A 14,702-nucleotide genomic window follows, 5' to 3' on the forward strand; every position below is an offset into this window, starting at 1 on the left:
GGCTGCCACCTGAGAGACAGCACCTGTGCTCCGCACATCTACATTGTCTTCAATTTCCTGGGAAAAACCGTTTTGCGATTTTTGTTGGCGCGACCCGCCTGCAACGCTATGCCTGCCCGCAACGCTTCGCGTAGCGATGCAGGCGGGCGAAGCATTGCGGGCAGGGCTTTGCGCCGGCACAAATCGCAAAACATTTATTGTTTTCTTCGCGAGCTTTGTGGGCTTCTGTTCAAAATCTTTCCCGGATTAGCGTGAATCAGTGAAGATCAGCCTGCCCGCAGTGCTACAGCGTTGCAGGCGGGTGGTGAAGTCTTCCTCTCTTCATCCTACTCGGCACTCGGCGCTCCACGCTACTCCCTGCTTTACCCCCTTCCCCCCACTCCGCCCGCTATGCTATCCTCACCACAATAACTAATAACAGATAACTGCCGCCGCAGGCGGCGGCTCCCCATGCTCACCAACTTAACAACCACAATCATGATCGTTTTCGCAGGTGGACCTCACACACCGGAGCGAACGGCCTTAGCCTGTGAACTCCTTACATCCCGCCCACCACCAGCCATCATCTATCTCACCGGGGTGGAGTATCGAGGAGAGTACAGCAACCTCGCTGATCGCGTCAGGTCCATCGCCTCCACCCTCCCCACCCATCCCAAGGTCCTCACCGACGACTGCCGCACCACTTGGGCCAGTTGTTTGTATCTCGCGCGCGAGTTACAAACAGCAGACAGGTGCGAAGCACTTGGAGGGCGAACCTCGCGTGAGCCGCAGCCACAAGAAGAGTCCAGAGTCGAAAGTCCAAAGTCGAAAGTCACGGGGACTCGCGTCTCCTTGTCCGCCGTAGCCTTGGCGAAGGAGGAACATCTCACCATCACGGTCATCACCTCCAACTACCACGCCCCGCGCGTCCGCTGGCTGCTCTCCGGCGTCCTTCCGGCATTCTGCCAGACGGGAAAAGAGAAGAGTTTTGAACAGAAGCCCGCGAAGACCGCAAAGGGAAGAGAATTGGTTTCCGCCGGAGGCGGGGAAGAAACATCTTCTTTGTGTGCTTTGTGTCCTTCTGTTAAAAATTCTGATCCCCCGTTCTCCATCTCCCGTCACGCATCTCACTCCTTACATCTTACGTCTCACATCTCACCTCTCACCATCCTCACCACTCCCGACATTCCCTGGCGCGAGGCCTTCGCCACTCCCCGGAATCGCCAACTAATTTGGGGCGAGTGCCTGAGTTGGCTCTATTGTGGCCCATTGGGTCTGATATACCGCCCTTGGCTGCTGGGCCTAGCTGGCATTTTGATGGCTGGCGCAGTGATGCTGGGCATAAAACTTCACTCTTAATGGGAAATAAAGAAACTTATAAAAGAGAAGATGAGCAACGAAGTTCTATGCCAGGTCTTGATAAATATCCACCATCGCTGCGATCATACGTTCTCTCGAGAAACACTCGTTTGCACGTTTTATTCCGTTAATACCGAACCGCGCGCAGTCTTCAGGATGATCTACAAGATGTTGAATCGCCAACGCTAAAGCCCGGGAATCTCCAGACGGAACCACTAATCCAGTTTCACCATCAATATTGATCTCGGGTAAGGGACCAAAATCTGACGTTATAAGCGGCAATCCAAACGCCATCGCCTCAGCCAATACAAAGCCAAAACTCTCATGACTTACAGACGGCAACACCAAACAATGAGCCTGTTTGTACAGAGTTTCCATATCCTCCCGGTGCCCGACAAAACTAATCGATGACGAACATTCCTGTTCAAACGCAAGAGACTTCAGCATTTTCTCATCTGAACCATCCCCGGCAATGATCAATCTGACCCGCTGGTCATTCAACAAGCCGAACGCTTGGATTAGAACATCGAAACCCTTCATTGGGTGCAATCTACCAACCGCCAAGACACAAAACGGCTCAGTAATACAACGCACAGAACGATTGTCGGTCTGGTATTTTAACAGGTCGATTCCATTCCACACCATCCTACATCGACGAGACGGCAAACCACTCAACCCACGCCAGGCATCAATGCATGCCTGAGACATCCCCCCCATTATGGTATAACTCCAGCATGTCCATCGATTCAGCCAGCGTCTCAAGGGTGTTGGATCACGACACGGCATTATGCAATGCCAGCCGACAGAAGGAATACCATTCAAGCGACACGCCAATCCGGCAACTTCATAACCATTCAAGTTGATATGCATTACATCAACGGGAAACTGTCGAAACAATCGCCTCAAATACATCACCTCCCCGACATTACCTGCTAACAATTTGGCCCAATCAGGGACTAGCCGTCGTATTATTTTGCAAAGCCTATCAGTTTTCCTGTTGTCACTATCCGCAAAACAAGGAGGTTCTCCTGTCGATAAATCCGCCAACGGACTGCAGTTTCTCCAGGAAATACCCTCAATGCATGCGTCGTGTGCTTCCCGCCATAGACGAGTACCTTTAACCCCAAACAACACCGGCACATGTCCTGCATCCCGAATCCCTATCATCAGGGATAGCAGATATGTCTCCGACCCTCCCCAACCTTCAATTGATGTAAAGAAACCTATTTTCATCGTTTACCCTTCATATCCAAATCCATGAAATAGGACTCATATCTGCGAATCATCCGCTCAACCGTAAAGCAGTCTTCCCATCGTTGCCGCCCATTCTTACCCAATCGCTGTCGTTCAACTACTGAGGACGTCAAATAACAGACGCCATCAGCCACCTTTTCATAATCATTCGGACTAACCAGCAGTCCCGTCTCTTCATGTACAACAATCTCAGGAATCCCCCCCATACGGCTCGCCAAAACCGGTTTTTCACGACTCATGGCCTCAAGCAGTGTCAGCCCAAAGGCCTCAGGCTCTGACGACAATAGGACTGCCACATTAGCAGCATTGAAATATCGATCCGCATTGGGCCGCCCGCCCATGAACACCACACAGGACCCGAGGCCAGCCTCCTCTGCATCCCGTCGGACCGCATCAAGACATTGCCCATCACCGATCAATACCAGTCGGGCGCATCTTTCACCCCGCTTGATAACCTCCCGCCATACCCGAATAAGACTCCCCTGCCCTTTCCAGCTCACAAATCGGGCCACACACAGGAAATCAACAATCCCTTCCTGCCGGGAAGGATAATCATCAGGAATGGACAAATCAGGAGGTTCGGTGCCAAGATGTATAACACGTCCCTTGGACGAGGGAAGACCCAACTTGCCAGCCCATTCACGCCGGGAAGATCCGGAATTGTAGAGAATGTCGTTAAGGCTCCAATAGCAGGCCCGCTCGACCCAACGCCGTACCCAGTGATTCGCCTCAGCCCCATTCCCAGGATGCGTATGGCTGATTGCCACAATTCGGGCAAGAGGAAAAACCAACCGGAGAGCAACGGGAAGCGTCTCGCATCCAAATTGATTGGTAAGGATAAAACGATGCCGGCATTGCCCGCGAACCGCCCATACCCGCCGGATGTCTATCCAAAGGAGTTTTAAGTAACCCCAAAAAAGAGATAGAGATACAGGCTTTATATGAACTGTAGTAGCCGCTGTCCCCAGCGGCGCTCTTTCGTCCGTTGCCGGTGGGGTCACCGGCCCTACATGTGCTCCGCTCTCACTATCTTCTCGATTCTTGTAGTAGCGGCTGTCCTCAGCCGCGCTCTTCCCGACCATGCCGGTGAGGACACCGGCCCTACATTGTGCTCCGCTCACTTCTGGCTCATAATTCCCATGAGGAATCTCTACTACCCTGAAACTATCCCCATACTCACAGAACCCATCAGCCATTTGACGCACAAATGTCGTCACCCCGCTGGGCAGCATGTCCACCAGTGAAGGCATAATGAAGGCGATTTTGGGGAATTGGGGAATTGGTTGCATTCGTTTCATTGGAGATTATGAAAGCTCGGAGCATTATTACACAACAACTTATCAAAATGACAACTCAACAACTCTCTGCTAGCAGCCTGTCGAAAAAAAATGTCTCAAATGTGGGAGGCGCACTCCGTGCGGCGATAGTTCATTATAGGCGCTCATATGGGCCTGTCGCGGCAGGGACTGCCCCTCCCACATTGAAGAAAGAATGCCCGCAAGTGTTTTTCAACACGCCACTAAAGGCTCCGGTGGCCAGGGAACGTGCCAATCTTGGATGAGTTGCCTCACATAATGCTCTTCATTGCCAAAATCATCCTGATTCCAGGTCAGTCCCGTCGCAATCCTCCGCCTCAAATATCCTGGCTCGTGGAGACTCGCATAAGCCAACCCCTGCAGGAACGCCCACGGTTTGGTTAGGAACGTTGAGCGATCTAACCCGATGCGTTTATAATACTGTCCCCTAACATTCCTCAGGATTCTCTCACGCCACCGGACATCCCTCTTCCACTCATTTGGTAACCGGTCCTCGCAGGCCGCCAATGTTTCCGCAGAAAGCATCCAATTGCGCCTCACATCCATGATGGATGGGCGAAGCCGCGACGCCTGCATGGAGTGCTGGCGCCAGGTGGCCAAACAGTCAGGGATGGAAAGCGTATCAGTCACCAAACAAGCCTTCATCGCCCACAATCGGTCCGCGCACGTCCCGCAATCCGCCCGAAAAAAACCAATTTTATCAATCAGACGCCGCCGGATCACCACCGAGGTAATTGAGGTCCATGAAGGGCAGTCCAACCCCACATGCACCAGAAACTCGAGCAAACCATTGCGGCGATGCACCTTATCCCGCCATGGATCATAAAAGGCGCCCACTTGCGGAAATGGCGGGGGCGACATTTCCAGCCCGGCTTGATCAATGAACACAAACTTACAAACCACCAGATCCACATCGGGATGCTTTTCCAACACCCCGACCATTCGTTCCAACAGATCCGGATTTGCAGTATCATCGCTTGTCGCAACATACACATACTGCCCTTGCGCGCGCTTCAAACACTCATTCCATCCTGCATACACACCTTCCCGCGGAATCTGGGACAGCTGCACGCGTGGATCATTACGAAATTGTTGAAAATATTCCCATGCCCCATCACTCGAATAACTATCACATACAACCAGTTCCCAGTCCCGCAGGGTCTGGTCGAAAATCGAGGCCATCCGTGCCTCCAAAAAAGGGCGGGTATTCAGATTGGGTAGACAAATGGAGACGAGGGGTATAGAACTAGAGGCCATAGAAATCATACCTGGAAGGCGGTTTCATTGGGTATTCGGTTCATTTTAATTGGTTAACGGCTAGGACATGCATTTTCATCATTTGACAGCTCTTATCCCAATGATGATTTGATAATTTTTGTCCACTTGCATAAGTTTCGAGGCCTTAGGGATATCTTCAACCGCTAATCCTTGTATAAATGCACTTGCAGCCAAGGCATTACCATATATCTGCACTTCCACATGCCCTTCTCCGAATACTTCTTCAAACATCTTTCGGATGGACAAATCGGTAAAACGCCAATAGTCACCCCATCGATCCATGTCATACCTTGATATTTGCGACAAACCTGCAACCGTTCCTAAAAACACACCCCCATCCGCAAGAAGTTTACGGCATCCTATAATCGCAGATTTTACGTCATAAATAAAATTGAGTGTTTGCGTGCAAATAAAGCAATCATAAACGGATGAAGGCAGCCCCTGGGGGTCAGTCAAATCGCCTTTAAGCGTTGTATCACTGTTCGGTTCATCAAAATTCAATATTTGACTGACGCTTACGTCGTCTCCAAATTTCGCTGTATAAGTTGCCTCAGCTACTTCAAGAACTTTTCCTTGAATACATTTTCTATTTTTAGCCAAAAAGTTTTCAATATATAATCTATCAATAGGCGTACCCCTATCGAAACCAAACACGTCGCTAACGGGTTTGACAGAAAGCAGACCTATCGAATACCTCTTTAATCTTAATTTCCGCGTGATTCTTTGTATAATGTGTCTCATATTTGACATTTGGCATACCTTCAATCAAGCATCTATCAACCGCTTGAACTCTTCACATCCCTGCGGCCACCAACCACGTATTCCATGAACAACAGTCCATACCCCATTATTGCAGGAGCACACAAAAACGCGGTTTTTAACTTCACATGCGTTGCCGGGTATTTGTAGAGCATGTCATCCCTGACGTCCACAATGAGAAACAGAAGCAAAAAACAAAAGCACCCGGCAGAATACCAGCCCCGAACCCGCGCCGTTTCAAAAGCAAGGGGCAACATAACGAGCACCGGCACGAGTCGATGACTTTCCATGGAAATAGAAAAAAAGAACGGGAAGGACAACAGCACTACCACTGCCGCCGCAAAACTCAACTTCCTGCGCCAACTCAAAACATAGACCCAGAGAGATAGACCACCAATGATCAACTTATTCAGTCCGGGGGAATACGCACCTCCAATTAACTGCCACACAGAAAACCAACGGGGAACTCCATTTTCAAGGGCAGCCCTCCTCGTCCAACCAATTAACGCATCAGGAAAATAAGGAATCATGGCAAGCATCAATCCGAAACCGAAAAATGAAATCACAACGATCGCTCGGCGAAAATTATTGGAACTCTTCTCTCCTCCCGACTGCAAGGCATCAATGACTAGCACCGGTAGTATTATACCAGGAACACCTACCAGACCTGTTAATACACCCAGGGACCATGCAACAAATCTGCAAGACATTGCTCTTGCCAAAAGAATGAACGGCGGCAGTAGCATGAAAATTATCTTGTCTTCGAATGAACGAATGAAAAGGACATACCAAGTGTAAGGAGCAAAAATCAGAACCGAAACCCAAACATACTCGTTTGTCGATATCAAAGCCCGACGTTGAAGTGTATACAAAGATAACATTGTGGCCGTAATGAGTCCCAATGAATAGAGTAAAAACCCGTTGAGCTTCCACCAAATACTCCATTGAACAGCAAAACAAAGATTGTATATCGCCTGTTGAAATCCTGTATAATCCAAATAAACTGTAGCCCTAAATGTTTCATTGATGTCCTTGGTTACCACATCAGGTACGTTATATGGATTTTGACCATGGTAATAAAAAGATGCGAAATAGTTGTAAATATTGAGATTAAATCCACTTATCCCTCGATTCACCAGAATCACGCCTATTAGTATCACCGCAATAAGGGAGACCACCAGAATGCATATAGATAAACGATACTGTTTCACGCCCGAATTCCTCCCCATAAAACCAGTTTCAGTATTTTTGACTGAGAATTTTATGATACCATGTCAGGTAGTCATTGGCCTGCCGATTTAAATCAAAACTCTGTCGTGCACGTTCTACAGCTTTTCGTCCCAGTTTCGCTCGCAGCGCATCACTGTGAAGGATCTCCACTATTCGTGCAGCCATCATACGGGAATCCCCTGGCACCGCTAAATACCCCGTTTCACCCTCGTCAATCTGTTCTGGAATACCCCCAACAGCGGTGGCAACAACAGGAGTTCCGCAGGCAAGCGCCTCGATAACGGTTAAGGGGAATGTATCCGCTTTTGCGGCATGAACATAAACGTCTGCCGCCTGATAGTAACGGGAAACAAGTCTCGTGTCCCGCTGGTAAGGCACAAAGCGAATTGTAGCCCGACCAATTTTTTCAGACGGAGCATCCTCTCCCAGTGCAATCAAAAGAAGCTCCTGTCCTTTCATACTTATATCAACCTGTCCCAAAACCTCCCGCATCATCTGATAATCTTTCCAAGGATTATTCCGGATGCTGTTTGCCGCAAAGAGGAGCACGCGAGAATGAGGAGGAATACCAAGCAACTCACGTGCACAACCTCTATCTTGGGGATTGAAGATTGCAAGATCAACCCCGTTTGGAATGACTCGATATTCTGCGATCCCAGGCATCAACATGGATTGCTTAACTTTATCCATCAGCCATTTTGACGGTGTTGCCACATAAAGCCGACACCCCTGATAGAGTTTCTGCTTACGCCGCCAATTATGAGCGGTGGCATCCCTCGCAATCTCGGGATAAATAGTGAGATCGGGACAGTGACCGCATCCCATCTTCCACCTCTCACACGCAAAAGAGTGCGCACAATGCCCGCTCAGCAACCACGCATCATGTAAAGTCAGCATGACCGGTGTTTGCCTACTCAAAGACGGAAGTACGCGCAAATCAAAATATCCACCATGCAGATTGTGGCAGTGGATGATATCCGGTTTTGCAGGCAACCGCTTTAACAGGTGACAGAATCCAGCATGCCGAAAGTCCTCAATACCGCGAAAGCGTTCCCATGATTTCCGAGGGTTCGCCAGCCAGGGTATCAGGCGACTACCACGCCAGAGCCCCATCCTGTGAATCCTGGGACTCAGCTCAACCATTCGATTTTGAACGCTATTCCAAAAATGCACCCACCGATTCAACTGTTCAGAAGCCGGTATTTCAAAAACTTTATTGTCGTCAGAAACTTTCCTGGAGACTGCCAGCCACGACTCCTGTTGCCGTTCTCTGAACCGCTGGAACAAATCCCACGCCACACGTTCCGCACCGCCGGAAATATCGACCTTGCTAACCTGAAGAATTTTGAGTGGCCTCGTTTTCATCCAAAATATTCAAGTAATCTCCGCTCAAACTCCTCGCCTCCCCAATTTCTCACCACAAACCGCGGCAACTGGTAGCGATTGGTCCACGGGTATAAATGACCGTCGTAGTTCGAGCAGGAACAGTTAAAACCAGCCTCATGAACAATCCTCACCGTTTCACGGGTGTAGGCGGGTTTATCCCCATAGGGATAGGCGAAAAGATTTACATCCCGCCCCAACCACGCCTCCAGCATCTGCTTACCCTGAATAATTTCCGACTTCTGGGCATCCACAGGAAGGGCCGACAACATAGGGTGGTTCGCTGTATGAGCGCCCACTTCAACGATCCCGCCCTGGCCCAATCTCATCACTTCATTCGGCGTCATAACACGACGGGCAGAACGTCCTACCGATCCCACGCCAGCCCATTTTTGTAATGTATCCAGAACGTGCTGTTGCTGTTCACAGGTCATACCTTTCAATGCCTTGCAAAGGAAACGGTAAATCTCATGTCGCATGGTTGGCGTCTCATGGCTCAACACTGTCCATCCGGAATATTTCCGAGCAGTCCCTGAATCATAGCAGGCAATGTCTCCTAGGGACCATTGCCAAACAGCGCCATTGATACTGATGTTTAATTCACCCGGCAAGGAGCTTTCGGTCAGCAGCAGTCGATCCAGTTCATCCCACCAAAACTCAGCCGATTGCCCAACAAGACCGCTCGCCACAAAAACTGTGGCAGGAATGTCATTTCGTTCAAGGATCGGCTTGGCTCCGATCAGGTTGTCGGCATATCCATCATCGAACGTCACTGCCACCGCGCGATCCGGCATCAGACCAAACCTATACTGTGACGCCAGTGATGCCAGACTCATCGGCCGGAAAATTTTTCGCAACACCTGAAGGTGTTCATCAAAATGCACTGGGCTTACACAAAGCAGTTGTGGATCCAAGGGTTCATCGGCAACACGGTGATACAACAAAATTGCGCCTCGGGGCATCATGCGGTTAAACAGTCGTTTTGCACGCCATATGCCTCTCATTGTACCCCCCCCCTTCTCCACGCTGACTACTCTCACAACGCACTCTTCCGCCAGGTCCGCCATCTCGCCCACCAGACACCCACAACAGGCATTTTCCGAATAAAGGCTCCATAGGCCCAGGGATTAAGAACTGTTTCTTGAATCCGCGTCCACAAAGTGGGCTTATACATCTGCCCGTAAGTCCAGCGATCAGCCGCCGTATTGATCATCATGATTTCGAGGTGCTCAATCCTAACGAGGGACTCCGTCGGCATATTCATATACCATTTATCGTCTTGCCGATGGGTGGAATCCGCGCCCACCCCAATGTTTGACACAAGGTTAACACCTGGCACAATAGCGACTCCATGCTGTACCCATATAGTAAACACCCAGGAAGAATCCCAAGTTTTACTGGCACCACGATATTGCCGATCAAACGCCTCCCCCCAAAATGCACGTTCTCCACGACTTCCACATACAGATTCCAAGAGTCCCGCCTCCCTGGCCTGTGGCCAAGCACTTACTTTCAGATCGTAATAATGCCATGCACGTCGCCAAGTTGCCCACCCCCAAACATCCACCAACATGGAAAAATAATAGCCAGATGAATTGAGATTCTTTTTATCTCCAACGTTATTCCCACCAATGTGCATTACCCTTGTGTCTAATCTGTAGCGATCAAGCATGACATCACAAAAGGTGAAGAAACTTTGATCCGGCAGGCAATCATCTTCAAGGATAATAGCCTCCTCAACCTCCTCAAAGACCCAATCCAGGCCGGAGGCCATCCGGTCACGACACCCCATGTTGACTAGAGAATAGTTTCGTCGGACATCGCAAGGCCAATCCACCAGATCCACGATAGCCCGCGTCGCATCACACTTTACCCGGTCTTGCTCATCACGAGGCCCGTCGGCCACAATCAACAATACAGGCGGTTTGGCTTTGCAGATTTCTTCCCAGACCCGTCGTGTGTAATCGGGTCGCCTGTAAACGAAAAATGCAATAGCTGTTTTCATTACGTGTAATTCGCCGTCTCTGGTCTTCCAGCTGCGCCCATCCGTTATTTGACATCCCGCTTGGCGATCGGAATTCCCATCAGGCTCTTCCTCAAGAGACCATCAATTTGTCCAGTAAACAAACGCACTTCATTGCATTCGTAGATCATTTCCAATCCTAGTGCCCTGAATGCCTCATCGTAGTTTGCGATACCATAAGCGACTTTCCACATGCTGGAAAGCGGCCCGTCAACATACAGAAATAGATAGTCGTAGTCCCCTGTTTCCACCAGGATTCGTCCCTTCTCAAATGAACATACCACGAGGTTGGAAGGATAGTTGTAACTGAAAAAGAAAGGCAAGATCTCTGGACTGCGCTTATCTGATGTCAATAATAAGTATCTGAAACCAGCGTTTGTTTGCATTTTCTCTTTGACTATGGTCATGGCTCCGGAGATCTCCCTGAACTGCCACTTCTGCGCACCAACATGAAACCTAGCACATGGGTACGCAACGAGAAACGCAATAAGAAAAAAAACTGGCCAAGGCCGAAATGCTGCACGCTCCTCACCAAGAGCAAATAGGCGTGACCCAAAGTGACTCGCAAGTATTACGAACCCTGGCAATAGAGGAAGACTCATCCTTTCTTCGAGTGGTAACGGCTCGTACTGAGTAAAACTGGATGTTCCAAACCAGAATAATAACAGTAATGTAACCGTGTAAAGTTTCCAGAACCTCATTTTCCCAGGATAGACCACAAAGTCGAGAAACACCATGATTAGGATTATTCCGTATTCTCTTAATAAAAAAATCACAGGGGCCACCGTGATTCGAAAAAATATATTGCGGTCATGCCAAGACCATAGGTGTTTTCCGCTCAGTTCCTGAACACCCTTAAACCTGGCTAGACAGTCCCCGAACTCCAACTGCATTAATAATAGATAAAGCGCCCCAAGCAATATGATCGAACAAATGGCTGGCAGGTAAAACCGCCGTAGTATAATATGATGTCCCTGCTTGAGATCCCACACAAGAGTCATCGCCCACACCGGCAATACCCAATACGCCGTCTCCTTTGCGGCAAAAGCGACCAGTAAAGCGGCAACGGCCCCTATAGGGACAACCCATCTCCCCCGCTCCGCCGATGCCCACCTCCGGAAATAGAGCGCCAGCGAAGAGAGTGCTATGAACGCAGCAGCAATGATGTCGGGGTACAAATCACACGACTGCCGGAATAGAGCGATGCAGGTGACAGATAGCACGATCCCATACACCTTGGCGCTTAATGGTTGCATCAGAAGCGCAACCCAGACCATAACGATAATCAAGAGCGCTGATAGCAAAGGCCAAACAGTGGTGGTTGTAGCGGACACTCCAAAAAGGCGATAAATAACTGACACTGGAAGATACACTCCCATTCTCTAGTCAAATGGGTGCGCTGTTCTCCCCCCGAAACAGTCGCCTTGAACCGCCATGTGTGCGCGTCTCGCGTACTCATGCGCGTCGCACCGATCGATCTCTTTTGGATAGACCATCCAAAGTGCCACGAAGAGAAGACAACCGGCCACTAGAGTCGATACCGAAATTATTTCTTTGCTTCTAATCATTTATCTAGCCCAATACCTTCCATCACCAGAACTCCTTGGACGGGCTGTTGCGCTTAAGGTGTGAAGATTCTCGCACCCCATCATGTCTCAACGTGCGCCGGCGAAGGCCAACGGAGTGGCGGAACGGCTTCGTCCAACGCATTACACTCCAGTACATCTTCAACAATGTCTCAATAACTATACTTTTGATCTCATGGGCAAGCCATGCTCTGTAGAACATTTCATGAAGTTTCTCATGACGCACCGGAACACTGTTCATCACCTTTAGAAACTGCAGCCCCGCCGTTTCCCAAGCAAAACAAGAAGATACTCTTTTTGCTGCTTCAATTCGCTGGCTTTCCAAAGGCAAGTGCTGGCTCCATAGTTCACCAATGAAACTCGCCAAACCCGCCGCATCTTCCTCCGTGTAGAAATAGCCCGTGACTCCATCCATTGCCGTTTCGACAAAACCCCCTTTCCTTGGCAATACAGGAATGCAGCCGCAGGCTTGCGCCTCAAGCGAAACAAGTCCGAACGTCTCAGCCACGCGCGATGGCATCACCAGTAAAGAGTGTGCCCGGAAAGCTTGAGCCAAATCCTCGGAAGATGCTTCCCCTTTATAGGATATGCCCGGCAGCGCTCTTTCAATGACACTCCAATTGGGGAGGATGTCACCCCCCAGCCATCCTTCTTCCATCACATGATCCCTGTGATCGAACCAGTCCCCTATTTTTCCATATATCGAAAACGTCGCATCGGGAAACTGGAGTTTCAATATTTTGAAGGCCTTCAAGGCTATATCCACACCCTTATAGGGTACGATCATCCCGGCGAATATCAAACTGTGGGGCAAGCGACTCCCCACAGAGTCGAGCCTGAATACTCGCTGATCGTACCCATTCAGTATTACGTGAACTAATCCAGGAGATATCCCGCCAGCAACCAAAATACTCTCTGTGTACAAAGAGGGGCACACAACATGGACTTCGGCCTTATTGATTGCCGACGCGGAGACATACCTCCCACCCGCTTCTTGTATGGGATGTGGCCCATGATGATAAACCAGGCGTCGTCGCGCGAACACTTTCCGAAAAATATCCGCACGTGAGATTCCAATCAGGGTATCAATGGGTCCCAACCTCGCCATAACTTGTCCTACATACCTTTCCTCATGCAGCCCAATGAAGGACACCCCTCCGATCAGTCCCATGGGTTCATCAGATCCAATCAACAGAAACAAATCTCGGCCTGTACTGGTAATGGCGTTTGCAACCGCAAGCGTGGCATTCAATGTCCCATAGGGGGGTGAGGCATCCAACCTCTCGCCCATCTGGGCCACTATGATTACATTCCCTTCTTTAGCAGTAACCCCTGCATCTGCCTGAGCCCCTGCAAATGATCGCCCTGTAATGCCCGTGATATAGCGGCGTAAAGGAGCCGCCTTCTCATTGCCACCTGCCTCGTAGCGCCAGCAGGTTGTAATCGCGAGTTCAACAGGATCCACACACCGGTAATTGAATGGCGAAGGAGACCAACACAGCGGGCTACCAGCAACTTTCCAAAACACCCCATGACCCCGCTCCTTTATCCCGTTGGCAATAGCGTCAGCCCGCCGATTGACGAATCTTTTCAGAGACACTGCCAATCGCCTATCAACCCGATTATTTACCCACTCGACCAAGCGAAGCAGCAAGGCCGGATGCGGCCCCAACCCATAAAGAAACGGACTCCTGACATCCGCCGCAACATCGAGGCACTTTTCAGTTGCACCGATGGCATCCTGTTTCTTCCGCAAATCGAGGAGAGGAAACAACTCCTCAAAACGATGCTTGTTGAGGGTAGTGATTACGGCTTTGCACGAATCAAAAAAACAGGCTTCAGGAAACTGGTTCGTAGTCTGGCCCGGATGTACGCGCGTGATGCAAGTTCTATCCGGAATGAATTCTGCGGGGTTACTCAGCAGCAACCGCAACCACATGTCGTAATCCTGCCCCTGGCGTAAAGTTTCATCAAATCCCCCCGCCTTTTTCCAGGCATCAGCCTTTACGCAAATGCTGTTCCCGTGGATATACGCACCCTTGAGGGACTCGATGACTTGCCATGGTTTTTCAGGAATGTTGTTCCAGAGGGGGGGGGTGGTGATCTGACCGGTGTCATCAGCCATCTCCTGAAAATGCGTGAAAAAGAAACGGCATTCGGGATGCGCGGTGATGGCCCTCCGATGGATTCTTAGCTTGGACGCCGTAAATAAATCGTCTGAACTTAACCAGCAAATCCATTCGCCCTGCGCCCGAGCCAACCCATAATTGAGTGCAGTTGACACCCCCCCATTAGCCTTATGAAATACTCGAATGCGTGAATCGCGCTTTGCATACTCTTCGATGATGCCGGGGGTCAGGTCGATGGAGCCGTCATTAACCACAATGGCTTCCCAGTCCGCATCGTCTTGCGCAAGCAAGGAATCAAGCGCCGCACCAATATATCGGTCATGATTATATACCGGCACCAGCACAGAGAATTTAGACCCACAACTCATAAGAGTTTTTCAAGTTTCATGTTATTTGCACCACAGGC

The 14,702-nt window shown here is 49.9% G+C and carries 12 protein-coding genes; 2 read left to right on the top strand and 10 right to left on the bottom strand.

From position 1 onward, the window contains the following. Positions 1-255: hypothetical protein (locus WCI03_01025; GenBank protein ID MEI8138429.1), on the top strand; the 255-nt coding region annotated here is incomplete at its 5' end. Between the two features lie 195 nt (positions 256-450). Next, positions 451-1,338 carry a hypothetical protein gene (locus WCI03_01030; GenBank protein ID MEI8138430.1) on the top strand — a complete coding sequence of 296 codons (888 nt, stop codon included), beginning with the start codon at positions 451-453 and terminating at the stop codon, positions 1,336-1,338. A gap of 45 nt (positions 1,339-1,383) precedes the next feature. Here the strand turns inward: WCI03_01030 and WCI03_01035 are convergent, their stop codons facing one another. The 10 genes from WCI03_01035 to WCI03_01080 all read right to left on the bottom strand — a co-directional run bounded on the left by WCI03_01035 (position 1,384) and on the right by WCI03_01080 (position 14,664). Beyond that, complete coding sequence (locus WCI03_01035; protein MEI8138431.1) at positions 1,384-2,571, bottom strand: glycosyltransferase family 4 protein; 1,188 nt, start codon at positions 2,569-2,571, stop codon at positions 1,384-1,386. Next, complete coding sequence (locus tag WCI03_01040; protein ID MEI8138432.1) at positions 2,568-3,890, bottom strand: glycosyltransferase family 4 protein; 1,323 nt, start codon at positions 3,888-3,890, stop codon at positions 2,568-2,570. The genes WCI03_01035 and WCI03_01040 overlap by 4 nt, the downstream gene beginning before the upstream one ends. 210 nt (positions 3,891-4,100) lie before the next feature. Next, positions 4,101-5,165, bottom strand: coding sequence for a glycosyltransferase (locus WCI03_01045; GenBank protein MEI8138433.1), 1,065 nt, complete (start codon positions 5,163-5,165; stop codon positions 4,101-4,103). A gap of 78 nt (positions 5,166-5,243) precedes the next feature. Continuing rightward, complete coding sequence (locus tag WCI03_01050; GenBank protein MEI8138434.1) at positions 5,244-5,927, bottom strand: methyltransferase; 684 nt, start codon at positions 5,925-5,927, stop codon at positions 5,244-5,246. A gap of 35 nt (positions 5,928-5,962) precedes the next feature. Beyond that, the gene (locus WCI03_01055) at positions 5,963-7,156 is read right to left on the bottom strand and encodes a hypothetical protein (GenBank protein MEI8138435.1); all 1,194 of its coding nucleotides are present in this window, start codon (positions 7,154-7,156) and stop codon (positions 5,963-5,965) included. Positions 7,157-7,184: 28 nt separating this feature from the next. Then, on the bottom strand, positions 7,185-8,540 hold the full coding sequence (locus WCI03_01060; protein ID MEI8138436.1) for a glycosyltransferase: 1,356 nt from the start codon (positions 8,538-8,540) through the stop codon (positions 7,185-7,187). Then, positions 8,537-9,562 (bottom strand): polysaccharide deacetylase family protein, encoded by a 1,026-nt coding sequence (locus WCI03_01065; protein MEI8138437.1) that lies wholly within the window; start codon positions 9,560-9,562, stop codon positions 8,537-8,539. The genes WCI03_01060 and WCI03_01065 overlap by 4 nt, the downstream gene beginning before the upstream one ends. A 32-nt stretch (positions 9,563-9,594) precedes the next feature. After that, positions 9,595-10,563: a glycosyltransferase family 2 protein gene (locus tag WCI03_01070; GenBank protein ID MEI8138438.1), complete on the bottom strand. Its 969-nt coding sequence runs from the start codon at positions 10,561-10,563 to the stop codon at positions 9,595-9,597. A 44-nt stretch (positions 10,564-10,607) separates the two neighbouring features. After that, entirely contained in the window at positions 10,608-11,759 is a 1,152-nt protein-coding gene (locus WCI03_01075; GenBank protein ID MEI8138439.1) for a hypothetical protein, read from the bottom strand. Between the two features lie 412 nt (positions 11,760-12,171). Next, positions 12,172-14,664: a glycosyltransferase gene (locus tag WCI03_01080; protein ID MEI8138440.1), complete on the bottom strand. Its 2,493-nt coding sequence runs from the start codon at positions 14,662-14,664 to the stop codon at positions 12,172-12,174. Positions 14,665-14,702 lie beyond the last annotated feature (38 nt).

It is taken from the genome of bacterium, from assembly GCA_037143175.1.
GTDB lineage: Bacteria > Verrucomicrobiota > Kiritimatiellia > CAIKKV01 > CAITUY01 > JAABPW01.